The 23,378-nt window shown below is 70.5% G+C and carries 21 protein-coding genes and 2 pseudogenes; 7 read left to right on the top strand and 16 right to left on the bottom strand.

All coding sequences use genetic code 11. The annotated features are described in order from the left end of the window. The coding region (locus AB0E94_RS06495; RefSeq protein WP_360323256.1) for an MFS transporter at nt 1-1,299 on the bottom strand (1,299 nt) is incomplete at its 3' end. Between the two features lie 89 nt (nt 1,300-1,388). Here AB0E94_RS06495 and AB0E94_RS06490 point away from each other — a divergent pair. Next, nucleotides 1,389-2,705 (top strand): ROK family protein, encoded by a 1,317-nt coding sequence (locus tag AB0E94_RS06490; RefSeq protein ID WP_360323254.1) that lies wholly within the window; start codon nt 1,389-1,391, stop codon nt 2,703-2,705. A gap of 13 nt (nt 2,706-2,718) precedes the next feature. Here the strand turns inward: AB0E94_RS06490 and AB0E94_RS06485 are convergent, their stop codons facing one another. The 7 genes from AB0E94_RS06485 to AB0E94_RS06455 form a co-directional block, all read right to left on the bottom strand. Further along, the gene (locus AB0E94_RS06485) at nt 2,719-4,041 is read right to left on the bottom strand and encodes a PQQ-binding-like beta-propeller repeat protein (protein ID WP_360323252.1); all 1,323 of its coding nucleotides are present in this window, start codon (nt 4,039-4,041) and stop codon (nt 2,719-2,721) included. A 69-nt stretch (nt 4,042-4,110) separates the two neighbouring features. Beyond that, on the bottom strand, nt 4,111-4,953 hold the full coding sequence (locus AB0E94_RS06480; protein ID WP_360323250.1) for a hypothetical protein: 843 nt from the start codon (nt 4,951-4,953) through the stop codon (nt 4,111-4,113). 107 nt (nt 4,954-5,060) lie between these two features. Continuing rightward, complete coding sequence (locus AB0E94_RS06475) at nt 5,061-6,185, bottom strand: hypothetical protein (protein WP_360323248.1); 1,125 nt, start codon at nt 6,183-6,185, stop codon at nt 5,061-5,063. Nucleotides 6,186-6,203: 18 nt separating this feature from the next. Continuing rightward, nucleotides 6,204-6,590, bottom strand: coding sequence for a PPOX class F420-dependent oxidoreductase (locus AB0E94_RS06470; protein WP_360323246.1), 387 nt, complete (start codon nt 6,588-6,590; stop codon nt 6,204-6,206). A 138-nt stretch (nt 6,591-6,728) separates the two neighbouring features. Continuing rightward, entirely contained in the window at nt 6,729-7,205 is a 477-nt protein-coding gene (gene ispF / locus AB0E94_RS06465) for a 2-C-methyl-D-erythritol 2,4-cyclodiphosphate synthase (protein WP_360323244.1), read from the bottom strand. A 171-nt stretch (nt 7,206-7,376) separates the two neighbouring features. Then, nucleotides 7,377-8,072: a 2-C-methyl-D-erythritol 4-phosphate cytidylyltransferase gene (gene ispD / locus AB0E94_RS06460; protein ID WP_360323272.1), complete on the bottom strand. Its 696-nt coding sequence runs from the start codon at nt 8,070-8,072 to the stop codon at nt 7,377-7,379. A 68-nt stretch (nt 8,073-8,140) separates the two neighbouring features. After that, nucleotides 8,141-8,626, bottom strand: coding sequence for a CarD family transcriptional regulator (locus AB0E94_RS06455; protein ID WP_014447856.1), 486 nt, complete (start codon nt 8,624-8,626; stop codon nt 8,141-8,143). A gap of 349 nt (nt 8,627-8,975) precedes the next feature. Here AB0E94_RS06455 and AB0E94_RS06450 point away from each other — a divergent pair, with 349 nt between their 5' ends. Next, nucleotides 8,976-9,752: a hypothetical protein gene (locus AB0E94_RS06450; RefSeq protein ID WP_360323242.1), complete on the top strand. Its 777-nt coding sequence runs from the start codon at nt 8,976-8,978 to the stop codon at nt 9,750-9,752. A 329-nt stretch (nt 9,753-10,081) separates the two neighbouring features. On the opposite strand, the gene AB0E94_RS06445 is transcribed toward AB0E94_RS06450, so the two are convergent. Continuing rightward, nucleotides 10,082-10,534: a DUF6023 family protein gene (locus AB0E94_RS06445; RefSeq protein WP_360323240.1), complete on the bottom strand. Its 453-nt coding sequence runs from the start codon at nt 10,532-10,534 to the stop codon at nt 10,082-10,084. Continuing rightward, a pseudogene (locus AB0E94_RS06440) lies at nt 10,531-10,689 on the bottom strand (type III polyketide synthase); the annotation flags it as partial. The pseudogene AB0E94_RS06440 and the gene AB0E94_RS06445, both read right to left, overlap by 4 nt. Before the next feature lie 39 nt (nt 10,690-10,728). Here AB0E94_RS06440 and AB0E94_RS06435 point away from each other — a divergent pair. From AB0E94_RS06435 to disA, 4 genes and pseudogenes are all read left to right on the top strand, one after another. Beyond that, nucleotides 10,729-11,084: pseudogene (locus AB0E94_RS06435) on the top strand (hypothetical protein); the annotation flags it as partial. Nucleotides 11,085-11,163: 79 nt separating this feature from the next. Continuing rightward, on the top strand, nt 11,164-11,856 hold the full coding sequence (locus tag AB0E94_RS06430; RefSeq protein ID WP_360323238.1) for a hypothetical protein: 693 nt from the start codon (nt 11,164-11,166) through the stop codon (nt 11,854-11,856). A 375-nt stretch (nt 11,857-12,231) separates the two neighbouring features. Beyond that, nucleotides 12,232-13,653 (top strand): DNA repair protein RadA, encoded by a 1,422-nt coding sequence (gene radA, locus AB0E94_RS06425; protein WP_360323236.1) that lies wholly within the window; start codon nt 12,232-12,234, stop codon nt 13,651-13,653. Nucleotides 13,654-13,736: 83 nt separating this feature from the next. Further along, nucleotides 13,737-14,918, top strand: a complete 1,182-nt coding sequence (disA, locus tag AB0E94_RS06420; RefSeq protein WP_360323234.1) for a DNA integrity scanning diadenylate cyclase DisA — start codon at nt 13,737-13,739, stop codon at nt 14,916-14,918. Nucleotides 14,919-15,549: 631 nt separating this feature from the next. On the opposite strand, the gene AB0E94_RS06415 is transcribed toward disA, so the two are convergent. Together AB0E94_RS06415 and AB0E94_RS06410 are read right to left on the bottom strand one after the other, a co-directional pair. Further along, on the bottom strand, nt 15,550-16,059 hold the full coding sequence (locus AB0E94_RS06415; RefSeq protein WP_360323232.1) for a 2'-5' RNA ligase family protein: 510 nt from the start codon (nt 16,057-16,059) through the stop codon (nt 15,550-15,552). A gap of 2 nt (nt 16,060-16,061) precedes the next feature. Continuing rightward, nucleotides 16,062-16,802, bottom strand: coding sequence for an adhesin (locus tag AB0E94_RS06410; protein WP_360323230.1), 741 nt, complete (start codon nt 16,800-16,802; stop codon nt 16,062-16,064). Between the two features lie 126 nt (nt 16,803-16,928). On the opposite strand from AB0E94_RS06410, the gene AB0E94_RS06405 reads away from it, so the two are divergent. Beyond that, entirely contained in the window at nt 16,929-17,828 is a 900-nt protein-coding gene (locus AB0E94_RS06405; RefSeq protein ID WP_360323228.1) for an A/G-specific adenine glycosylase, read from the top strand. Here AB0E94_RS06405 and AB0E94_RS06400 read toward each other — a convergent pair. The 4 genes from AB0E94_RS06400 to lysS form a co-directional block, all read right to left on the bottom strand. Continuing rightward, on the bottom strand, nt 17,825-18,421 hold the full coding sequence (locus tag AB0E94_RS06400) for a DUF4291 domain-containing protein (protein WP_360323226.1): 597 nt from the start codon (nt 18,419-18,421) through the stop codon (nt 17,825-17,827). The genes AB0E94_RS06405 and AB0E94_RS06400 overlap by 4 nt on opposite strands. Before the next feature lie 77 nt (nt 18,422-18,498). Continuing rightward, nucleotides 18,499-21,024, bottom strand: coding sequence for an ATP-dependent Clp protease ATP-binding subunit (locus AB0E94_RS06395; RefSeq protein ID WP_317789779.1), 2,526 nt, complete (start codon nt 21,022-21,024; stop codon nt 18,499-18,501). Between the two features lie 346 nt (nt 21,025-21,370). Further along, entirely contained in the window at nt 21,371-21,727 is a 357-nt protein-coding gene (locus AB0E94_RS06390; RefSeq protein WP_360323224.1) for an Lsr2 family protein, read from the bottom strand. 95 nt (nt 21,728-21,822) lie between these two features. After that, complete coding sequence (lysS, locus tag AB0E94_RS06385) at nt 21,823-23,331, bottom strand: lysine--tRNA ligase (RefSeq protein ID WP_360323222.1); 1,509 nt, start codon at nt 23,329-23,331, stop codon at nt 21,823-21,825. Between the last annotated feature and the right edge of the window lie 47 nt (nt 23,332-23,378).

Genomic DNA, 23,378 nt, shown 5'->3' with positions numbered 1-23,378 from the left:
TGCGCGCTGGGGGCCGGATTCAGCCCGGCTGACGCGTCTCGGTCCGGTGGCGGGCCTGCGTCGCGTGGTAGCCAGGGGGCTGGGTGGTTCGGCGACGCTCGCCTCAATGCGGTCGTGCTCCTCGGCGCTGATCCGGGCCGGGAAGACGCCCCGCCACAGCACCACCAGCATGCACGCCACCAGCACGAACCCGGCGCCGAGCACCGGCAGCGTGCCCAACCGCCCGGCGCTGACGAACCGCTCCCCCACGAACGCCCCGCTGCCGATCCCGATCTGGAACGCGACCACGTACACCGCCGAAGCCGCGTCCCGGGCGGTCGGCGCGACCCGCAGCGCCGCCGACCCGAGGAACACCGGGATCGCGTTGAACGCGCCACCCCACACCAGCACCGCGGCGATCGTCGCGGCCGGCCCGAGCACCGGCGCGAGCAGCACCATCGACCCGGCCGCGGCGGCGGTCAGCCCGATCACGAACGGCCCCGGCCGCCGGTCCACGAACCGGCCGACCACGAAGTTGCCGATCAGCCCGACCGCGCCGTACCCGAGCAGCAGCGCGCTGAGCGCCGCCCCGTCCAGCCCGGCGTCCCGGCGGACCAGCGGCGCGATGTAGGTGTAGGCCGCGAAGTGCCCGACCACCAGCACCACGGTGATCACGCAGAGCCCGGTGACCCGCCCGTTGCGCAGGATCAGCACGGCGTCCCGCAGTTGCCTGCCGAGCGTCACCTCCCGGTCCCGGGGCAGCGCCTGCATCGGCGGCAGCAACAGGAGCAGCGCGACCAGGCAGATCGCACCGGCGACGGCCATCAGCCCGATCGACAGCCGCCAGCCCAGCCACTGCCCGAGAGCGGTGCCGAGCGGCACGCCGAGCACGATGGCCAGCGAGTTCCCGATGAAGACCAGCGACGTGGCCCGGCCCACCTGACCCGGTGGCGCGAGCCGGGCGGTGATCGGCCCGATCACCGACCAGAACACGCCGTGCGCCAGCGCGCAGATCAGCCGGGACAGGACGAGCACCAGGAACGTGGGCGCGAGCGCCGCGGCGGCCTGGGAGACGACGAAGACGGCTACCGTGGCGGCAAGCAGGCTGTGGCGGGGCAGGCGCATGGTGATTGCGGTGAGCGGGATCGTGCTGACCGCCGCGACGACGGCATAGCTGGTGAGCAGCAGCCCGACCTGTGCCTCGGTGACGTCGAGGCCGGCCGAGATCTGCGGGAGGAGACCGACGGGCAGGGTTTCGGCGGTGACATAACAGAAGGTGGAGGTGCCGAGGACAACGAGCGCCGGGCGGTTGAGTCTCACCCTTCGCACAATAAACTCCAAGACAGAGCTTAAAAAGGGAGTACGCCTGTGACGACCCGCTCGTGCCCCGCGTCCGAAGGGGGACCGCGGTGACGACCCGCTCCACCGAGTTGCTCCGCATGGTGCACAGGCACCCGGGCGTGACCCGTGCCGACGCGGCTCGCCTCCTCGGCGTGGGCACCGGCGCGGCCACCGAACTGGTCACCAGGCTCAGCCGCGCCACCCTGCTCACCCAGGCCCCCGCCGCCCCGAGCGGCACCCGCGGCCGCCCCACCACGATCCTGCTGCCGCACCCGGACGGCCCGCTGGTCCTGGCCCTGGCGATCACGCACGAGGCATGGCGGCTCGACGTCGTCGCCCTCGGCGGGACCGCCCTCGCCTCACTGTCCGAACGGCACGGCGGCGCACCCTGGGCCGAGGTCCGCGCGGCGGTCACCGTCGCGATCAAGGACTTCCTCTCCCGGTACGGCCACCGCCTCCGCGCCATCGGGATCTCCGTTCCCGGTCCGGTGTCCCGCAGTCTGCGCCTGGACGCGTTCAACTCCGACTGGCACGGCATCGACCTGAACGACCTGTGGCCCGAAGCCGGCCTCCTGATCGCCGGCAACGACGCCACCCTGGCCGCCACCGCCGAGCACCGCCGGGGCGCCGCCGTGGGCGCGGCCGTGGCCCTGCACCTCCGCATCGAGGCCGGCCTGGGCGGCGCCGTGATCGACGACGGCCGCCCGGTGATCGGCGCCCACGGCGCAGCAGGCGAGTTCGGCCACATGCCGTTCGGTGACCCGGCCGTGCGCTGCGGTTGCGGCGCCCACGGCTGCTGGGGAACCGCGATCGACGGCACCGCACTGGCCCGTCTCCTGGGCGACCCCCACCCTCGCGACCCGGTCACCTACGCCCGCCACGTGATCGCCACCGCGACCCGGGCCTTGCGCTCCCAGCGCTCCCGCCAGGACCTGGCCGGCCTCCCCCCACCCGCCGGAGTCGTGCCGCCCGAGCCGCTCACCCCGGCCGTGCCGCCCGAGCCGCTCACCCCGGCCGTGCCGCCCGAGCCGCTCACCCCGGCCGTGCGGTCCGCCGGCAGCCCGTACAGCTCAGGGGAAAGCGGCCCCGACATCGATCCGGAGGCCGCCGCCGCAGCGGTCCGCACCGTGGGCGTCGCGCTCGGCCGCGGAATCGCCGGCCTGGTCAACGCCCTCGACCCGGACCTGGTGACCCTGGGCGGCCTGGGTGTCGACCTCCTGGCCGCGGTCCCCGAATCCATCGACGCCGCCTACCGCGACGGCCTCATGCTGATCCACCGGGAGTCGCCACCCCCGGTCCTCCCGGCGGCGCTCCCCGACGACGAGGGCCCCATCGCGGGGGCCGCCGAGGAGGCCTGGTCAGCCCTGCTCCCCCAGCTGACCTGACTCCGGGTCCGCCTCAGTCCGGCAGCGCGACCAGCAGAACCGTGTCAGGCGTGAAGTAGTAGACGGGTGACTCCGGATCGTCGGACGCGTCCTTGTCGAGGCGCTCGATGGCCAGGAAACCGTCGGTCAGGTGGTAGAGACCCGGCTTCCAGTCGAGGGTGTCCGCCTTGTCCGGCGCGAAGAGCAGCGGCATCGAATACTTCAGATCACCGGTCCGGACGTCCACCCCCCGCAACATGTTCTCCGGCGTCAGCAACAGCACCGTGTCCGAGTCTCCCCCGAGCACCCGGGCCGGGCCCTGAGTTGTCCACAAGGCCGCTCCATCCACAGTCCGGGCGGCGACCGCCGGGAAGAAGGAGGAGGGTGAGGTCCCAGCGGGCGGGGTCAACGGCAGCCCGTCGACCGGAACGGCGGCAACGGAGGTGGACGGTGACGGCGACGGCACATCGGCGGAGACGGACGGGCCGGGCGTCACAGCGGGCGAGGCGGGCGCAGCGGGGGCATCGGCTTGCGCGGCGGTGATGACGGTCCCGGCCACCAGGACGGCGAGCGGATCGTCGAGCGCCGGGACCCGGCGAGGCTCGGCCGCACTGGCCAGCCACCCCTGTCCGGCGCCGTCGCGGAACGCGTCACAGCCCGAGTTCCCGCAGCCGACCGGGCGGTAGGGGCCGGTCGGCCAGCCGGTGAGCAGATCACCCGACGTCGTGTCGTAGGCGCCGGTGGCACAGAGGTAGGCGCCGCCACTGGTGGTGAAGCCCTCCGAGCACCCGGCCGGGACAGTCGCCGTCCAGACCGACTGGCCGGTGCTCACGGCGTACGCGGAAAGGATCTGCCCGGCGGTGACCAGCACGTTCCCGCCGGCGATGCGCAGACCGGGAGGGTTCCAGACGGCCGCGGCGCCGGTCCGGTGTCCGGCATAGCCGGGCCCTTCCGGTCCGTCGGCCCGCCAGGTCTCTTTTCCGGTACGCGAATCGATCGCCACCAGTTTCCCGTCGGACCACCTGGTGATCACTGTCGTGCCGCTCGCCACGACCGCGCTGAGCTGCTCCGGCCACCGCCGGAACGACCAGCGCGCGGTGTAGACGGCGCGGGCGGTGACCGGTCCGTCCGCCCGCACCTGGTGCTTCGCCGCATAGACACGCACCGTCGCGTCGACGACGAGCGGCGCCACGTTGAGCCGGCTGGTCACGCCGAGCTGCCTGGACGAGGGTGTGGGAGGGTTCGGCGTCTTGGCGCTCGCCGACAGCTCAGCGGGAGCCAGCACACGCCAGCCGATCAGGCCGCTCACCACCAGCAGAAGCGCCGCCGCCATGATTCGCAGCAGCACCCGGTTCACGGCCGTGAGTATTCCAGGTCGGATCCAGCCGGCTCTTCGGCGGGCGGCCCGCGGCCCCGCGGGGACGTGCTACTCGTAGCCGCCGTTGATCAGGCCGAGCCGGACGAGTTCGGTCAGCGGCTCGACGACGTTGGCGGCGCCGAACCCGACGAATAGGGGCCGCGGACCGTCCCGGTGGGTGCGGGCCGGCTCGACGAGCGGGACCGGGTGGGTGGCCGCGAGCGCTTCGGCGACCTCGGCGACCTCGCCCCCGCCGGCGGCGATCAGGGTGGCGACCAGCACGTTGAGGAAGCCGTGGTGGGTGAACCCGGTCTCCGGATCGGTGTGCCGGGTGGCGTGCCGCAGTCCGGCGGCGAGCTTGAAGGGCAGCTGCCGGTCCCGGCAGGCGCAGATCACCGCGGCCAGCTCGACCGGGGTGGGGAAGAGTTCCGCGGCCAGGCCGCCGACCCGGAACTTGGGCGCGATCGACAGGCCACCGGCACGCGCCTCGGCGACCGAGTCGAGGGCGGAGAGCAGCCCCCAGCTGAGCGGGATCTCGGCGTAGAGGGGCAGGCCGTTCTGTGCCTCGGCGAACCGGCAGAGGGTGGCGACCCCGGGTTGCGGGTCCTCGCCGCGCCGCGCCACTGCTGCTTCGACGTACTCGACCACGACTCCGGCGGCCCGGAGTTTCTCGACGGTGGCGGGCAGAGCCGCGGCCGGCACGTCACCGATCAGGCCGGCGGTCAGGCGGGGCATCTGTTCGATGCCGACCGTCGAGGCCGGCACGAGCAGCGATCCGACCAGATTCCGGTACCAGGCGGTGGCGTGCTCGTGGTGTTTGACGACCGCGTCGTTCAGCCCGATCGGGCTGGGTGGGAGCAGGGAAGCGTCATCGACCAGCCCGGCGTAGAGCGGAGGCACCATCGTTGACACGAATCCGAACCTAATAGACGCCGTGAGATACGGACAACCAAGTCCGTTATGTCACTTCCCAGCTCGATCGAGCAACACGACGCGATGTCCGTGCCGGCGATCGCGGGTCAGGCACGGCGGTGCAGCAGCACCACCATCTCGGCCACCGCCGCGACGAGCATCCCGGCGACCAGCGGCACCGGTCCGCCGACCACGGCGTACGCGAGCAGGAACAGCGGCGCCGCGAAGGTCAGGTAGACCGCCACGGCGAGCCGCCGGTCACCGGCCCGCAGCCGTCGCAGGACCACACCCGCCGGTTCGGGCAGCCGCCCGCGGAACCAGAAAACGACAGCCCCGAAGACGAGGACACCGATCAGGCCCGCCCACACCCGGGAGATGCCAGCGCTGACCAGGGTCATCGCGGCCGCCACGACAGCCGCGATGATGACGCCGCCGGCGCCGTACCCGACGGTCTCCCGGACCGCCTCGGTCGACTCCTCGGAGATGTCCAGGACCGGCCGGGGCAGGCTGACCGAGGGCGGCGGGGGCGGGGCCGGCTCGTCGAGTGCGGCGGGTGAATCCGGCACCTCGGACGACGGGGGCGGGGGCGTCTGCGGGGAGCTGAGCGACGCCTCGTCGGCGAGGTCTTCGATGGCCCTCGCCCAGCGCCGCCGCTCGAACCGCACGATGCCTGTCGCACGGCCGGCGTCACCGATCGTCGCGTCGAGTTCGAGGGCTTCGCCATACGCCCGCTGAGCCAGGTCGAACAACCGCAGCCGGGCGGCGACGACGGCCAGGACCAGGTGCGCCTCGGCTTCGGTGGGTGCGACCCGGACACCGTTCCAGGCAGCGTTGAGTGCCTCCTGCCCGTTACGGGACTCACTGAGCAGGGCCGCGCCGGTGCGCTGCGCGTAGGGGTCGTCGGGCCAGTCCCGGAGGATCTCGGCGGCGATCCGGGCGGCGTCGGCGTAGCGCCGGCTGTCGACGAGCGCCATGGCCCGGACCACGAGGGCGGGCAGGGCCTGCGGGTCGGCGGTGGCCGCCCGGTCGGCGGCAGCCAGAGCCTCGGTGGGCTGATCGGCGATGAGATGGATGCGGGCGAGGGTGGCGAGGAGGTTGACCTCGTGAGGTTCGGCGGTCAGGCCGGCCGCGATCTCGTCGGCGGCCTCGTCGTAGCGGCCGAGGTCGGCGAGAAGGAGAGCACGCTGCCGGTGCTCCTCCGGGGTGGTATCGGGCTCCAAGGGGGCGGGCACGTGCCGACTGTAGGCCGTCTACCTGGAAATCACGCGCGTCGGGGTGACCCGGCACACCACACGGACGACACCCGGCGTGTCTGCGGTCCACGGCGCGTTGGCGTACTTGTAGCTGAGCTCGCCGATCAGGTCACCCTCGTCGTCGGTGAGCCCGACAGTTCCTTCCACCGTGATGTACGCGTACGGCTGCGCCGGATCGAACGCGCAGATCGAGACACGCGGGTCACGTTCCATGTTCCGGGCCTTGATCCGGCCCCGGGTGGTGGAGAAGAGGACGTCGTCCCCGTCGCGCTTGACCCAGATCACGGTCGACTGTGGGCTGCCGTCCTCGTTGATCGTGGTCAGCACCGCATAGGTGGGGTTGTCGATCAGCGTCCGGGCGGGTCCGGGCAGCGCGACGGTCATGGCAGTGATCATGCCCGATTCCGGGCCCGCCCCTACCCGTGACGCTCACCACCAGCCGTTCCGTGTTGCCCGCCACCAGCCGTTCCGTGACGCCCGCCCGGCACCAGCCGTTCCGTGACGCCCGCCAGCCGTGACTCTCTAGGCCGCCGTGTGGACGATCGCCACCGCGGTGCCGGCGAGTCCTTCCCCACGACCGGTGAGGCCGAGCCCGTCAGTGGTGGTCCCGGCCACCGTGACCGGCGCCCCGACCGCCTCGGAAAGGACCTTCTCAGCCTCGGCGCGGCGCTTGCCGATCTTCGGGCGGTTGCCGATGACCTGGATCGACACGTTCCCGATCTCGAAGCCGGCGGCCCGGACCCGGCGCGCGGTCTCGGCGAGGAGGGTGACGCCCGCCGCCCCGGCCCACTCCGGCCGGCTGGTGCCGTAGTTGCTGCCGAGGTCACCGAGCCCGGCCGCGGAGAGCAGAGCGTCACAGGCGGCGTGTGCGGCCACGTCGGCGTCGGAGTGCCCGGCCAGGCCGGGCTCGTCGGGCCAGTGCAGACCGGCCACCCAGCAGGGACGCTCCGGGTCGAAGGCGTGAACGTCGGTCCCGATCCCAACCCGCGGAATGATCACACCGAAAGCCTAGAACGCGTCCAGCCACGCACTCCGCACCCCTCCCATCCCGAGCTTGTGGAGTTTCGCGAGCCACGCGTGACCGAATTCCACAAGATCGCGGAAGGGCAGGCACGGCGAGGGCAGACACGGGAAGGGTGGAGCGGGGGCGGGTGGGGAGGAGGCGGGGCGTCAGGTCGAGAGGGTCAGCAGGTGGGTGGCCAACGCCAGATCCAGCGGGCGGGTGATCTTCAGCGCGAAGTCGGAGCCGGGCACGCAGATCACCGGCCGGCCCAGTTTCTCGACCGCCCCGGCGTCGTCGGTGTGCAGGTCTGCGGCGGCCGCGTGGGCGGCCCGCAGCACCGAGGCGCGGAAGCCCTGTGGCGTCTGCACTGCACGCAGCACCGAACGGTCGACGGTGCCAAGAACGGCGCCGTCGGCCGCGACCTCCTTGATCGTGTCGACCACGGGCAGCGCCGGGATGACCGCGTCGGCCCCGTCACGGACCGCGGCGGCGACCCGCTCGAAGAGCTCGGCGGGCGCCAGGCAGCGCGCCGCATCGTGCACCAGGACGATGCCGACGTCCTCGGGAACGACGGCGAGAGCAGCGGCGACGGAATCCTGCCGCTCGGCGCCACCGGCCACGACGACGACCGGCGCGACCGGGCTGAGCAGGGCATGGACGGCTTCGACGTCGGCCGGCGGGGCGGCCACCACGATCATGCGGACCGAGGGGGCGGCGGCCGTGCGGCGGACGGCGTGGACGAGGAGCGGTTCGCCGTCGAGCAGGCGAAGCGCTTTGGGGGCGCCCGGGCCGAGGCGCACTCCGGCGCCCGCGGCCGGAACGACGACGGCGACGTCACCGCGAGCATTGAGCTGCGCGGTCACGTCGCCGTCGTTGTCGTCGGACACACCAGGTGAGTCAGACACAGTGAAGAGGGATGGCGTTGATCGGATCAGGCCTCGGTGAGGACCTTGTCGAGCAGGACCTCGGCCTCATCCTTGGTGCTCTTCTCAGCGAGGGCCACCTCACCGACCAGAATGTCACGAGCCTTGGCAAGCATCCGCTTCTCACCCGCCGACAGGCCACGCTCACGCTCACGACGCCAAAGGTCACGAACAACTTCCGCGACCTTGAGCGGGTTACCGGAAGCGAGCTTCTCCAGGTTGGCCTTGTAGCGCCGCGACCAGTTGGTCGGCTCCTCGGTGTGCGGAGCGCGGAGGACGTCGAAGACCTTGCCCAGGCCTTCCTCGCCAACCACTTCGCGCACGCCGACTTCCTCGGCGTTCTCAGCGGGCACCCGAACAGTCAGATCGCCCTGGGCGACACGCAGAACGAGATACTGCCTTTCAACGCCCTTGATGACCCTAGTCTCGATTGCCTCGATGAGTGCGGCCCCGTGGTGGGGGTAAACAACGGTCTCGCCGACACTGAAAACCATAGGTTCGAAACCCCTTTCGCTGTGTCTAGGGTAACACGCTCAAGCGGCCGTGTCTCGCCCTGACGGTCACTGTTAGTGCAGCTCAGAGGCCCTGTGATGGGGCTTTCTACCGCTTGACAGCGAAGCCGGAAGCTGCCTAAGTAACACAAAGTGACATTACTGTCACGGCTCCCGCCAACGAGCCCGCACCTACCAAGTCGGGAATTCCGGACCTGATGGCTTTGTCAGATCAAGCTTATCGCTAATGTCCGCATCAGTGCAGCACTGGCGGCGCGGGCCGCCGTGCGGGAGGCTGGACGGAAGTTCCCCGACCGAAGCAAGATCTGGTCGGCCAGGGGGGAGGTGAGTCATGGCTGGCGCAAGCGACAACGGCGGCAGGCCGCCCGGGGGCGGGCCCCCCGACGACCTCCCGGACTTCCCCGAGGAGTGGGGCGTCATCGTCATCCCCGACGACCTCTCCGAGCTCGCCGACGAGGTCGAGGCGGTGCGTGCCGAGCTGCACACCGGCCCGCCGCTCACCGGTTGGCAGCGCTTCGTCCGGAGGCCTGCGGTCCGCCGTCTGCGCAAGGCCGGGGCGCTGCTCGTGCGTACTCCGGCGTTGATCGTCTCGATGGCGATCCTGGTCACCGTGGCCAGCCTCTTCGCCTCGGCGTGGCCCGGCCCGCCCCGGCAGCCGGCCAGCCAGCGGACCTCCGGCACCACCGAGACCCACATCGAGGTCCTGCCCGCTCTGGGCCTGACCGACGCCGAAGGCGCGGAGGTGCCGGTCGTCGGCCGGCTGCCCGCCGTCCTGCTGCTCATCGACGGGTGCGACTGCGCGAAACTGCTCGCCGACACGGCCGCCGCCGCGCCCACCGGCGTCTCGGTTCTGGCCATCTCGGCGATCCAGCCGTCGATGAACGCCGCCACGATGGGCACGCTCCCGACCGCCCGGACCCCGGCCGCGGACGGCACGGGCGTCGCCTACCTCACGGACCCGACGGACACTCTGCGTGACGATCTCCACCTGAGCGCAGCCGACGGCACAGCCGCTGTGATTCTCGTCGACAAGCAGAGCAAGATCGTCCGGATCCACCCGCGGACCGCCTCCATCGAGACGTTCCGTCCCGATCTGCTCCGCCTATAAAGACCAAACCCCCTATTCGGTACGAGCCATGCGCAATCCAACGCAACCACCCCGCCCGTGGGTACAACGCGACGCCCGCGAGCCCTCCCGCGCCCCAAGCCGCCTCCGGGCTGTTGCCCACCACACCGTGGGCCGCCCACCGCCGCCTCACCCGTCCCGAAACGACGGCCACAACCCCACCGGCCCGCAGGGGGCGCTCACCGCTACCTCAAGCCCTCCGCGAGGACGGTGAGTGCCCCACGGGAGTTGCCCGACGAGCGGTGGGGGTGCTCACCGCTGTCTCAGGGCGCCCGAAACAGCGGTGAGCACCCCACGGTTTGTTGGTGGGATCACCCGTTCGAGCGCTGTAGGGCGTAGCGGAAGACGACCGGGCCCGGGGATTCGACGGCCACGCGCAGGTGCAGCTCGTCGAACAGGCCCACCGAGATGATCTCCGGGGTCCGGGAACCGGAGCAGCGCACGCCCCGCCCGGAGTCGCCGATGCCGAGGCTCACCCGGACCCGGCTGCCGTCGTCGCCGGCGCAGACCATCGAGATCAGGAAGTCGCCCTGCTCCACGTCGACCACCTCGTCGTGACCGGCCCCGCCTTCCAGGGCCAGCGTGTTCGCGAGCTCGTGGTCACCGACGTCGGGCAGCAGCTGCTCGGCCCGGTGCCGCCAGCTGATCAGCCGCTCGTCGCCGGACTCGCGGGGTGCGGCACGCCACCACCACCCGACGCCAAGCATCAAGATCAATGCGGCAAGCGTGTACAGCACGGCGCCGCGTCCCCGTTCCCCGCTCACGCTCTGAGAGTAGAGCCCTCCAGAAGAGTGACATAGAGCGTGAGTCCGGGCCCGAAGGCGAGCATCACCGTCGATCTGGGCGGGACCGGGCAGCGGCGCAGTTCATCGAGGACCAGCAGTACGGTCGGCGGCGAGCAGTTGCCGTGACCGGCGAGCACCGACGGCACCCGCGGGGAGAGCCCCATCCGGAAGCCCTGATCGTGGCCGGCGCGCTGCTCGGCGGCGGCCCGCACTTCGCCAACGTGCTGCCGGACCTCGCCGACGACGCGGCCACCGGGGTGCGCGGCCTGCCGCACCGGATCGGCGCCGCCGGATCACAGCTGGCCGCCGCGGTGCTCCTGCTCGGCGCGACGGTCACCCCAGTCCTCGGGCTCCCCGGGCCGCCGTCGTGGTCCGGGCTCGTGGCGGGCGCGGCCGCCGTCGTCGTCCTACCCCTCGGTTGGTACGCCGCCCGCCGCGCCGAAGGACGCCGGTCGCCCTCTTCCGGGCGGTGCTCGTGGTGGCCCTGATCGACGTTCTACTGCTGGTTCTGAGTGGCCGGGTGACCTGATGGATGGGTCCCCGCACGCGCGTGATCGCCGCCCACTACGCTGATCTAACACCCTGGTGTCTCTATTTGGAGGATCGTGATGCGCTCCCTGGGAACCCGTCGCGCCGCTCTGGTCGCGGGTGCCGCCACGGTCGCCGCCCTCGCTCTGGGCGCGTGCTCGGCCGGCCAGGTCGCCGAGACCGCCATCCTGGACACGCCGATCGCCGGCGTGAATGCGGCCTCCGAGTCCGAATCGGGCAAGGTGCTGATCCGCAATCTCCAGGTGGAGTACAACGGCATCAAGGGTTACGAGGCCCATGAGAACGCGCCGCTCGAGGTCAGTCTCTTCAACGAGACCAACGAGGCGGTCACCGTCACGATCAGCAGCCAGCCGGCCGCCGGCCGGGACGACGTGCTGAGCGCCAAGCAGGTCGGGTTCGTCAGCACGGCGACCGTGACCACGCCGGGCGAGGTCGTCGGCGAGTCCGCCGAGCCGGGCGCCTCCGCGTCGCCGTCGGCGAGCGCCGAGCCGGCCACCACGGTCAAGCCGGCCCAGATCAAGATCGACCCGCAGGGCACGGCGGTCTTCCGCCCCACCGACGCCGCCACGCTCCAGATCGTCGACCTGAGCGGTGAGCTGAAGCCGGGCATGACTGTCAACCTGGTCTTCGAGTTCAGCAACAACGCGACGCCGCTGATCCTGCAGGCCCCGGTCGCGTCGCCGCTGAGCCCGGCCCCGCGCGGCTCGGCCGAGATCCACGAAGAGGCCGAGGGCGAGGGCGGCGGCCACTGAGCCGCACCCCAGATGGGCCGGCCCTTCCCGGGTCGGCCCTCGTTCCGTCTCCCGGGCCGATCCCGGACCTGCTCGTTCCTTCTCCCGGGCCGAGCCCTGACCTGCGCGTCCCTTCTCCCGGGCCGAGCCCGGACCTACGTGTCCCTTCTCCCGGGCCGAGCCCGGACCTACGTGTCCCTTCTCCCGGGCCGACCCCAGACCTACGCGTCCCTTCTCCCGGGCCGAGCCCGGACCTGCGCGTCCCTTCTCCCGGGCCGACCCCGGACCTGCGCGTCCCTTCTCCCGGGCCGACCCCAGACCTGCGCGTCCCTTCTCCCGGACCTGTGCGGTGACGCCCGGCCGGGAAATGTCGGACCTCCGAGCTAGCGTGTCGGGGTGACGACCTCCCGTTCGGCTGCCAAGGCGCCCAAGGCCGCCTACGTCTGTGACGCGTGTGGCCACCAGCCGCCGAAGTGGCTGGGGCGCTGTCCCGAGTGCGGCGAGTGGGGCTCGATCATCGAGTCCACGGTGACCGTTCCGGTCACCGGGCGCGTGGTCAGCTCCCGCATGCCGGCCGAGCCGGCCCGGCCGATCGCGCAGATCAGCGCGGCCCCGGCACGCGCGGTCGCGACCGGGGTGAGCGAGCTCGACCGGGTGCTCGGTGGCGGTCTGGTGCCCGGCGCGGTGGTGCTGCTGGCCGGTGAGCCCGGTGTCGGCAAATCCACCCTGCTGCTCGACGTCGCCCAACAGTGGGCGGTCGGCGCGGGCACCCCGTCCCTGGTGGTCAGCGGCGAGGAGTCGGTCAGCCAGGTCCGGCTGCGGGCCGAGCGGCTCGGCGCCCTCCACGAGAAACTCTACCTGGCTTCGGAAAACGATCTCGGCACCGTGATCGGTCACCTCGACGCGGTCCGGCCCGGCCTGCTGATCCTCGACTCGGTGCAGACCGTCTCGGCGCCCGGCACCGAGGGCGTGCCCGGCGGTGTCACCCAGGTTCGTGCGGTCACCGCCGCGCTCGTCGCGATCGCCAAGGAGCGGGGCATCGCCACCGTCCTGGTCGGTCACGTGACCAAAGACGGTCAGGTCGCCGGCCCCCGGGTTCTCGAGCACCTGGTCGACGTGGTGCTCCACTTCGAGGGTGACAAGCATTCGTCGCTGCGCCTGGTCCGCGGGGTGAAAAACCGGTTCGGCGCGGCCGACGAGGTGGGCTGCTTCGAGATGCACGAGGGCGGCATCACCAGCCTGCCCGACCCGTCCGGGCTGTTCCTCACCCGCTATGTCGAGCCGGTGCCCGGCACCTGCGTCACCGTGGCCATGGAGGGGCGGCGGGCGCTCGTCACCGAGGTGCAGGCGCTGATCGGGGCCGAGGTGCAGGGCTCACCCAGACGCACGGTGTCCGGTCTCGACCATGCCCGGCTCGCCATGGTCCTGGCCGTGCTGGAGCGCCGGACCAAACAGTTGAAGCTCTACAACCGTGAGGTGTTCGCGGCCACAGTGGGCGGCATCCGGCTGATCGAGCCGTCCGCCGACCTGGCCATGGCTCTCGCCGTCGCATCCGGCGGGCTCGATCTGGCGATGGCGCCGACGCTGGTGGCGATCGGCGAGGTCGGCCTGACCGGGGAGATCCGCCGGGTCGGCGCGGTCGGCCGGCGCCTGGCCGAGGCGGCCCGGCTCGGTTTCACGGTCGCGCTGGTGCCACCCGGCTGCGGTCCCGACGGCTCATCCGGCGCGCCGAAGGGCATGCAGGTCATCGAGGTCAACAATCTTCAGTCGGCGTTGCAGAGCGCAGCGCGCGCCTCGGCCGAACACGGCAACCGATGACACACAGTCACGTTTCATCACGCTACGGAGCATTCATCAAACCACGGCTCGTTGGCCTGGATGACAGTCCGTAGAATGTCCGGGTGCCGCTCGACCGCGATGGTTCCAAGCCCGCCGCCAGTTCAACGCCGCGCCCCGGCGTCAACGGCGCGGGGCATCGCGCGATGACGCCGCCCGCAGGCCCAGGCCTGACCGGGGGCGCCAGCGATCCGCTCCGTGCAAACCTGGCCCTGATGGCCCCCGGCACCGCCCTGCGCGACGGTCTGGAGCGCATCCTGCGCGGCCGCACCGGCGCGCTCATCGTCCTCGGCTACGACGCCGTCGTCGAGACCATCTGCACCGGCGGTTTCCCGCTCGATGTGGAGTTCTCCGCGACCCGGCTGCGTGAGCTGTGCAAGATGGACGGCGCGGTGGTCCTCTCCAGCGACGGCACCCGCATCGTCCGGGCCGCCGTGCACCTGATGCCCGACCCGTCGATCCCGTCTGAGGAGTCCGGCACCCGCCACCGCACCGCCGAGCGGGTCGCGAAACAGTCGAGCTTCCCGGTGATCTCGGTCAGCCAGTCGATGCACATCATCGGCCTCTATGTGAACGGGCAGCGGCACGTCCTCGACGACTCGGCCGCCATCCTGTCCCGGGCCAACCAGGCCCTCGCCACCCTGGAGCGCTACAAGCTGCGGCTCGACGAGGTCTCCGGCACCCTGTCCGCCCTGGAGATCGAAGACCTGGTGACGGTCCGCGATGCGGTCGCCGTCGTGCAGCGCCTCGAGATGGTCCGCCGCATCGCCGACGAGATCTCCGGATATGTCGTCGAGCTCGGCACCGACGGCCGGCTCCTCGCCCTCCAGTTGGACGAGCTGATGGCCGGCGTCGACGCCGACCGCACCCTGGTCATCCGTGACTACCTGCCGACCGGCCGTAAGGCGCGCACCCTGGATGAGGCGCTGGTCGAGCTCGACCTGCTCACCGCCACCGAGATGATCGACCTGGTCGCGGTGGCCAAGGCCATCGGATACCCGGGCGCGTCGGATTCACTCGACGCGGCCGTTTCGCCGCGCGGGTTCCGGCTGCTCGCCAAGGTGCCGCGGCTCCCGGCCCAGATCGTCGACCGGCTCGTCGACCATTTCGGCAGTCTTCAGAGGTTGCTCGGCGCCACCGTCGAGGATCTCCAGGCGGTCGAGGGAGTCGGGGACGCCAGGGCACGCGGCGTCCGCGAAGGGCTGTCCCGTCTCGCCGAGGCCTCCATCCTCGAACGCTACGTCTGACGGCTGTCGTTGCACGGCCCGGCCGGGTTGCGGGCACTGAAACCGCGCGGTGCTCTGCGTGGTGACCCTCGGTCCGAATCGGGCCGCAGATGTCCACGCAGGCGACAGGGCTCGGCAACGTGGTGACATACGGCCCGAAACGAACCACAAGTACCCACGCCAGCGGCAAGGCACGGCAGCGCGGTGACATACGGCCCGAAACGAACCACAAGTGCCCAAGCCGGCGACAGGGCACGGCAACGTGGTGACACACGGCCCGAAACGAACCACAAGTGCCCACGTGGGCGGCTGGCATTGCGCGCGGTGCTGGGCGCATTTCTGGGGTTCGTAGGTGGGGAACTGGCGGGTGTGGAATTGGCCACTGCTAAAACGGTCAGACGGCTTGGAAACGGGCAGTCTGCCAGGGCCGTTTAGGGCGTAGATCGACGACTCGGAAACGGTCGGGGCGCGGGGCCGGTTTAGGGCGTAGATCAAAAGTTGCCGATGCTTTTGTGGGCCTGAGCAGAACCGCATTCTGTGGCGGAACTCGTAGCCGGTGGGGCGGGTTCGCAGCCCGGCGGTCGCCCGGTCGGCCGCGAGTGGGCAGCCACCTCGCGGTGTAGGGAACAGGCGTCCTACTGGCCGTACCGAATCAAAGGGGTTGATTTATGTCTTTTGCGTGGTCGGCCACCGCGGCGCCGACGATCGTGGCGCGTAACGGGAGGTATTCGAGGCAGCGCTGGATCGCCGGGGCCATCATCGGGTTGGGGACGCGCAGCGAGATGGTGCAGTGCGGCACCCAGCGGCCCGGCCGGTAGTGCTCCCAGATGTCGACGCCGCCGGCGGTCAGGCGTTCGTGGACGGCCCGGTGGTGGGCGAGTAGCTCCTCGGTGACGGTGATGCCCAGCCAGAGGACGCGGCCGACGAACTGGCCGACGAAGTCGATGCCCACGGTCAGGCCGCGGCCGACCGGGAAGCCGTCCAGGGCTTCGGCGACGGCCTGCGGGTCGATCCGGTGGGCGGCGGCCAGCGAGATGTGCGGGCGGTGTTTCTGGTGCAGCGAGCCCAGCGACGGGATGCCGTCGGCCTCCAGGGCGCGCCACAGGGTACGCACCCGGCGTGTCGCGTCGACGTCCAGGTAGAGCTCGAGCGCAGCGACCAAGGTCAGTTCACGACGGTCAGGACGACCGGGGTGCTGACGATCGTGTCGAGGCGGCCGAGCAGCTGGTAGGCGCCGGTGGCCGGGATCGGGCCGGAGGCCGAGCTGCCGGTGCACTGGTTGGACTGCTTGCCGTTCCAGGTGACCTCGAAGGTCTTCTCCGCGCCGGGGGCGAGGGTCTGCACGTCGTTGCCCTTCACGGCGGCGCACTGGTCGGACGACCAGACACGCTGGGCGCCGAGTGCGATGTAGATCTCCTGCGCGCTGGCGCCCAGGTCACGGGTGCAGGTGCGGGTACCGACGTTCTTGATCTTCAGCTGGATCTGGGTGGAGGCGCCCCGCTGCGGCGAGGTGTCCTCCGGAATCGGGGTCAGCTGCATCTCCGCGTCGGCGCATGCGGCGCCGTTACCGGCCGGCGGGTTGTTGACGGGGGCGGTCGAGTTCGCCGGGGCGGGCAGGGTCTCGCCGTCGTCGGGCGGCTGGGACAGCAGCTCGTTGGGGTCCGGGTAGGCCTGGCCCACACCGGGGTCGGCGCTGTCCTCGAGGGACGGTGCCGGGGTGGGGCTCTTCTTCGGGTTCGGTTCCGGGTACTGCGAGGCCTCCGACGACGCCTTCTTCGGGTCCGATTCGTCCCCACCGCCGCAGGACACGAACACCACGATGACGCCGAGCAGCAACGCGCCCAGCACGACTGCACGCCGCCGCCAGTAGACCGCGGGTGGGAGGGGACCGACCGTCGCACGCATGATGCCGCCCACCGTAAACCCGGACGACCGTCACTATGTGCATGACGCGCCGGACATCCGACACCAACTCGCGGACGGTTCGTTAGAGATGGACCTTGCGGATGTGCCGCCTACAGTTGACGGGCTATGACTCTCGCCGACGACGCCATCGCCTGGTATTCCGTGAACGCCCGTGATCTGCCCTGGCGGCAGCCGGACACCACCCCGTGGGGAGTGCTGGTCAGCGAGGTGATGCTGCAGCAGACCCCGGTCGTGCGGGTCGAACCCGCATGGCGCTCCTGGATGACCCGCTGGCCGGTTCCGGCCGCGCTCGCCGACGATCCGCAGTCGGAGGCGATTCGGATGTGGGGCCGTCTCGGGTACCCCAGACGGGCGATGCGCCTGCACGCCTGCGCGGTCGCGATCGTGGAACGCCACGGCGGCCGGGTCCCGTCCTCGCTCGACGATCTGCTCGCGCTGCCAGGAGTCGGGACCTACACCGGGCGGGCGGTGGCGACGTTCGCCTACGGCCAGCGGCATCCGGTGGTCGACACCAACGTGCGGCGGGTCGTGTCCCGGGCTGTCGAGGGCAAACCAGACGCGGGACCCGCCACTACGGCCGCCGACCTGGTCGCGATGTCCGAGTTGCTCCCGGCCGACGAGGCGAGCGCGGCCAAGGCCAGCATCGCGTTCATGGAGCTCGGCGCGATCGTCTGCACGGCACGTGCGCCGAAATGTGTGGACTGCCCGTTCCATGACGTCTGTGCCTGGCGGCTCACCGGGCAGCCGCTGCCGGACGGGCCCAGCCGCAAGCCGCAGCGCTACGCGGGCACCGACCGGCAGGTTCGCGGTCTGCTCCTGGAGGTGCTGCGGCACGCCACCGGGCCGGTTCCGCGTCAGCGCCTCGACATGGTCTGGACGGACGACGTGCAGCGGGCCCGTGCGCTGGCCGGGCTGGTCGAGGACGGGCTGGTGGAGAGCCTCGGGGCCGACGACTTCGTGCTCGCCGGCGACGGCCCGCGCGGCGAGGTCCAGAGTCTGTTCTAGCCGGCGCCGAGCCGGGCGGCGATCCGCTCCGGCAGATCGTACGGACGCTCGGGCGGCAGCAACTCGGCCGCCCGGGCCTCGTCGCCGGCGTCGAGGTGTCCGCGGATCTCCCGGACCAGCGGCGTGACGTCGGCGATCCCGGTGATCCACTCGTCGACGTAACGCGGGACCGCGGCCCCGCCCAGCCCGAGCTGCAACGACCGATAGGGCAGCTCCCGCAACCGCAGGTCACGCTCCGGATCCCACTGCACCCGGGTCGGCGCCCGTTTGAGTTCCCGCTGCCAGGTGGCCCGGTCGGGATACAGCTCATGCACGTAGTGGCTCAGCATCGAGTGTTCCAGCGCCCATTCGAAGCCGTCCCGGGTGATCGTGACGGCCAGGACGTGCTCCTGCCCGGGCTTACCGGCCCAGCCACAGCGATACATCATCCACAGGAACGACGGCTTGATCCACGTCATCCGGTCGCGCTTGAACGGCGGCACGAATCGTCCGGCGGCGACGGCCGGCCGCGCGATGGCCGGCGAGTAGGCCTGGTAGACGGTGACGGTGCGGTCGTCGTACACGGCCCGGATCTGACGTTTCATGCCCCGCATGATCGCGCCCGCCACACGTCCGCGTAAAACGAAAAAGCCCGGCCGCGGGATCGCGGCCGGGCTTCTCGTCAGTGCGGTTACTCCTCGGTGGTGGTCGCCGTGCCGAGGTCGGCCGGCACCGCGTCGGGCACCGTCACGCCTTTCTCAGCGCCGCGGAAGACCAGCTTGGACTTCTCCACCTTGGCCGGGTCGCCCTCGCAGTCCACGACGACGATCTGGCCGGGGCGCAGCTCGTTGAAGAGGATCTGCTCGGACAGGGTGTCCTCCAGCTCGCGCTGGATGGTCCGGCGCAGCGGGCGGGCGCCCAGCACCGGGTCGAAGCCCTTGGCCGCCAGGTACTTCTTGGCGTTGTCGGTCAGCTCGAGGCCCATGTCCTTGTTCTTCAGCTGCCCCTCGATGCGGGCGGTGAAGATGTCGACGATCTGGAGGATCTCCTTCTCACGCAGCTGGTGGAAGACGATCGTGTCGTCGATACGGTTCAGGAACTCGGGGCGGAAGTGCTGCTTCAGCTCGTCGTTGACCTTGATCTTCATCCGCTCGTAGCTCGACTCCTCGGCCTCGGAGGCCTGGAAGCCCAGCGACACCGCCTTGGCCACGTCACGCGTGCCCAGGTTGGTGGTGAGGATGATGACGGTGTTCTTGAAGTCGACGATCCGGCCCTGGCCGTCGGTCAGGCGACCGTCCTCCAGGATCTGCAGGAGCGTGTTGAACACGTCCGGGTGGGCTTTCTCGATCTCGTCGAACAGCACCACCGAGAACGGCTTACGACGCACCTTCTCGGTCAGCTGGCCGCCCTCGTCGTAGCCGACGTAACCGGGAGGGGCACCGACAAGACGGGACACCGTGTAGCGGTCGTGGAACTCGGACATGTCGAGCTGGATCAGCGCGTCCTCGGAGCCGAACAGGAACTCCGCGAGCGCCTTGGAGAGCTCGGTCTTACCGACACCGGACGGGCCGGCGAAGATGAACGAGCCGCTCGGGCGTTTCGGGTCCTTCAGACCGGCCCGGGTCCGCCGGATCGCCTTGGAGACGGCCTGCACCGCGTCCTCCTGGCCGATGACGCGCTTGTGCAGCTCGTCCTCCATGCGCAGCAGGCGGGAGGTCTCCTCCTCGGTGAGCTTGTAGACCGGAATGCCGGTCCAGTTGCCCAGCACCTCGGCGATCTGCTCGTCGTCGACCTCGGACACCACGTCCAGGTCGCCGGCCTTCCACTCCTTCTCCCGCTGCGCTTTCTGACCGAGGAGGGTCTTCTCCTTGTCACGCAGCTGGGCGGCACGCTCGAAGTCCTGCGCGTCGATCGCGGACTCCTTGTCGCGGCGCACCTGGGCGATGCGCTCGTCGAAGTCACGGAGGTCCGGCGGCGCGGTCATCCGGCGGATGCGCATCCGTGCGCCGGCCTCGTCGATCAGGTCGATCGCCTTGTCCGGCAGGAAGCGGTCCGAGATGTACCGGTCGGCCAGCGTCGCCGCGGCCACCAGGGCGGCGTCGGTGATGCTGATCCGGTGGTGGGCCTCGTAGCGGTCGCGCAGACCCTTGAGGATCTCGATGGTGTGCGCCAGCGACGGCTCGCCGACCTGGATCGGCTGGAAGCGGCGCTCGAGCGCGGCGTCCTTCTCCAGGTGCTTGCGGTACTCGTCGAGAGTGGTCGCGCCGATGGTCTGGAGCTCACCGCGGGCGAGCATCGGCTTGAGGATGCTGGCCGCGTCGATCGCGCCCTCGGCGGCGCCGGCGCCGACCAGGGTGTGGATCTCGTCGATGAACAGGATGATGTCGCCGCGGGTGCGGATCTCCTTGAGCACCTTCTTCAGGCGCTCCTCGAAGTCACCGCGGTAGCGGGAGCCGGCGACCAGCGCGCCCAGGTCGAGTGTGTAGAGCTGCTTGTCCTTCAGCGTCTCGGGAACCTCGCCCTTGACGATGGACTGCGACAGGCCCTCGACCACGGCGGTCTTGCCGACGCCGGGCTCGCCGATCAGCACCGGGTTGTTCTTGGTGCGGCGGGAGAGCACCTGCATGACCCGCTCGATTTCCTTCTCCCGGCCGATGACCGGGTCGAGCTTGCCCTCGCGGGCGGCCTGCGTCAGGTTGCGGCCGAACTGGTCGAGCACGAGCGAGGTGGACGGTGCGGCCTCGCCGGTGGCGGTGCCCGCGGCGGCCGGCTCCTTGCCCTGGTAGCCGGAGAGCAGCTGGATGACCTGCTGGCGGACCCGGTTGAGGTCGGCGCCGAGCTTGACCAGCACCTGGGCGGCGACGCCCTCGCCCTCGCGGATCAGGCCGAGCAGGATGTGCTCGGTGCCGATGTAGTTGTGGCCGAGCTGGAGCGCCTCTCGCAGGGAGAGCTCCAGAACCTTCTTGGCGCGCGGCGTGAACGGGATGTGCCCGCTCGGCGCCTGCTGCCCCTGGCCGATGATCTCCTCGACCTGCTGCCGGACCCCCTCGAGGGAGATGCCGAGGCTCTCCAGAGCCTTGGCGGCGACACCCTCGCCCTCGTGGATCAGGCCGAGCAGGATGTGCTCTGTCCCGATGTAGTTGTGGTTGAGCATCCGGGCCTCTTCTTGGGCCAGGACGACAACCCGTCGCGCTCGGTCGGTGAACCGCTCGAACATGCCCTCGTGCTCCTCACGTGCCGTGCGCCCATGAACTGGCGGGGCCAGCGCACGGGCATCGGTGATGCCCGTGCTGTAACTCTATCGCCGCTGACGGTCTCCGCTGGGCCTCCGCAGCCCCTCGAAGCGATCCGCAACGTTGATTTAGCCAACTTCGCACGCTCAGCGGCTGTTCCCCCACCCGAACGTGTACGCGTACAGCGAAATCCTGCCGATCCACAGCCTGTGGACAACCTGGTCCACCCCTGTGGATAACCGTAGTGACCCCGGCGCGCACACGGCGGGTAAACGCGGAGAGGGCGCCACCGACATGGTCGGGGCGCCCTCTCCGAGGTCGTGCCGTAGATCAGGCCCGGCCCGGGCCCTTCGCGTGGAACTCGTCCACGATCTCCTGCGGGATGCGGCCGCGGTCGGAGATCTCCTTACCCGACTTCTTGGCCCACTCCCGGATCGCCTTGTTCTGCTCCCGGTCGGCGGTCGCGCCGCCACGGCCACGAGCCGCCCGGCCGCCGACCACGACACCGCCGCGGGCGACCTTCGTGCCGTGGTTCAGGTAGGGCTCGAAGACCTCCCGCAATTTAGCGGCGTTCTTCTCCGAGAGGTCGATCTCGTACTGAATGCCGTCGAGCGCAAACTTCACGGTCTCGTCGGCGTCGACACCATCGATGTCATCGACCAGCTTGTGAATGATCTGCTTGGCCACGCGCCGTTATCCTCCCGAACACAGGTTCTCTCCCCAGCAATGGGAAGACAATAACGCCAGGGGCGCATCACCCGTCAATGGCGGGTGGGTAATTGTTACTCCGGGCGCACCAAGGGGAAGAGGATCGTTTCCCGAATGCCGAGGCCGGTGAGCGCCATCAACAGCCGGTCGATTCCCATTCCCATGCCACCGGACGGCGGCATTCCGTACTCCATGGCCCGCAGGAAATCCTCGTCGAGCTGCATCGCCTCGGGGTCGCCGCCGGCCGCCAGCAGCGACTGCGCATGGAACCGCTCGCGCTGGATCACCGGGTCGACCAACTCGGAATAGGCGGTCGCGAGTTCGAATCCGCTGACGTAGAGGTCCCACTTCTCGGTCAGGCCGGGGGTGGTCCGGTGCGGGGCGGTCAGCGGGGCGGTCTCCTCCGGGAAGTCCCGGACGAACGTCGGCCGGACCAGGCTGTCGGTCACCAGGTGCTCGAAGAGTTCCTCGGCGAGCTTGCCGGCGCTCCACTTGGGGTCGACCGAGAGCTGCACCTTGTCCGCGTAGCGCTGGAGCTGGGCGAGGTCGGTGTCGATGGTGACCTCCTCGCCGAGTGCCTCGGAGATCGCGCCGAACAGGGTGATCTGCGGCCACTCGCCGCCCAGGTCGACCTCGGTGCCGTCCTGGTGGGTGACCACGTGGGAACCGGCGACCGCGAACGCGGCCTCCTGAATCCACTCCTGCACCTGCGCCTGCATGACGTTGTAGTCGGCATAGGCCTGATAGGCCTCGAGCATGGCGAACTCCGGAGAGTGCGTGGAGTCCATGCCCTCATTCCTGAAGTTGCGGTTGATCTCGAAGACCCGATCGATGCCACCGACCACGGCGCGCTTCAAAAACAGTTCCGGAGCGATCCGCAGATAAAGATCGGTGTCGAGTGCGTTGCTGTGCGTCACAAACGGACGCGCCGCGGCGCCGCCGTGCAGCAACTGGAGCATCGGAGTTTCCACCTCGAGGAAATTCCGGCGGAACAGCGACTCACGCAGGCTACGGACCACTGTCGCCCGGGTACGCACCACGTCACGGGCCTGCGGACGGACGATGAGATCGACATAGCGCTGCCGGACCCGGGTCTCCTCGGAAAGCGGCTTGTGCGCGACCGGAAGGGGCCGTAGAGCCTTCGCGCTCATCGCCCAGGAATCGGCGAGAACGGAGAGTTCCCCACGCCGGCTGGTGATCACCTCACCGGTCACCGCGACCAGATCGCCGAGGTCGACCACTGACTTCCAGTCGGCCAGCGACTTCTCCCCCACCTTGTCCAGCGAGAACATCGCCTGGATCTCGGTGCCGTCACCGGCGCGCAGGGTGGTGAAGCAGAGCTTGCCGCCGTTGCGCACGAAGATCACCCGGCCGGTGATCGACACCTTGTCACCGGAGGCGGTGTCGGTGGCCAGGTCGGCGTAGCGCTCGCGGATCTCGGCGATCTCGGCGGTCCGCGGGACCTCGACCGGGTAGGGCGGCACGCCCTCGGCGAGCAACCGGTCCCGCTTCGACCGGCGGACCCGCATCTGCTCGGGGAGGTCCTCGGCGGGGTCGATCGCTGGCGTGTTCTGCTCGGTCACGGCAAGACTTCCTTCTCGGTGCTGGGACCTCGAAAGCCTACTCAGGC

This window comes from Actinoplanes sp. NPDC026670 (genome assembly GCF_040638175.1).
Classification (GTDB): domain Bacteria; phylum Actinomycetota; class Actinomycetes; order Mycobacteriales; family Micromonosporaceae; genus Actinoplanes.
This window is presented reverse-complemented; position numbering and strand designations above follow the sequence as displayed.

What these genes read in the sequence shown, in the direction of transcription:
- AB0E94_RS06470 (WP_360323246.1), bottom strand. Translation starts at nt 6,590, where the DNA reads ATGACCGTCGCGCTGCCCGGACCCGCCCGGACGCTGATCGACAACCCC.
- AB0E94_RS06450 (WP_360323242.1), top strand. Translation starts at nt 8,976, where the DNA reads ATGGCTGGCGCAAGCGACAACGGCGGCAGGCCGCCCGGGGGCGGGCCC.
- AB0E94_RS06410 (WP_360323230.1), bottom strand. Translation starts at nt 16,802, where the DNA reads ATGCGTGCGACGGTCGGTCCCCTCCCACCCGCGGTCTACTGGCGGCGG.
- AB0E94_RS06430 (WP_360323238.1), top strand. Translation starts at nt 11,164, where the DNA reads ATGCGCTCCCTGGGAACCCGTCGCGCCGCTCTGGTCGCGGGTGCCGCC.
- AB0E94_RS06455 (WP_014447856.1), bottom strand. Translation starts at nt 8,626, where the DNA reads ATGGTTTTCAGTGTCGGCGAGACCGTTGTTTACCCCCACCACGGGGCC.
- AB0E94_RS06405 (WP_360323228.1), top strand. Translation starts at nt 16,929, where the DNA reads ATGACTCTCGCCGACGACGCCATCGCCTGGTATTCCGTGAACGCCCGT.
- AB0E94_RS06400 (WP_360323226.1), bottom strand. Translation starts at nt 18,421, where the DNA reads ATGCGGGGCATGAAACGTCAGATCCGGGCCGTGTACGACGACCGCACC.
- AB0E94_RS06395 (WP_317789779.1), bottom strand. Translation starts at nt 21,024, where the DNA reads ATGTTCGAGCGGTTCACCGACCGAGCGCGACGGGTTGTCGTCCTGGCC.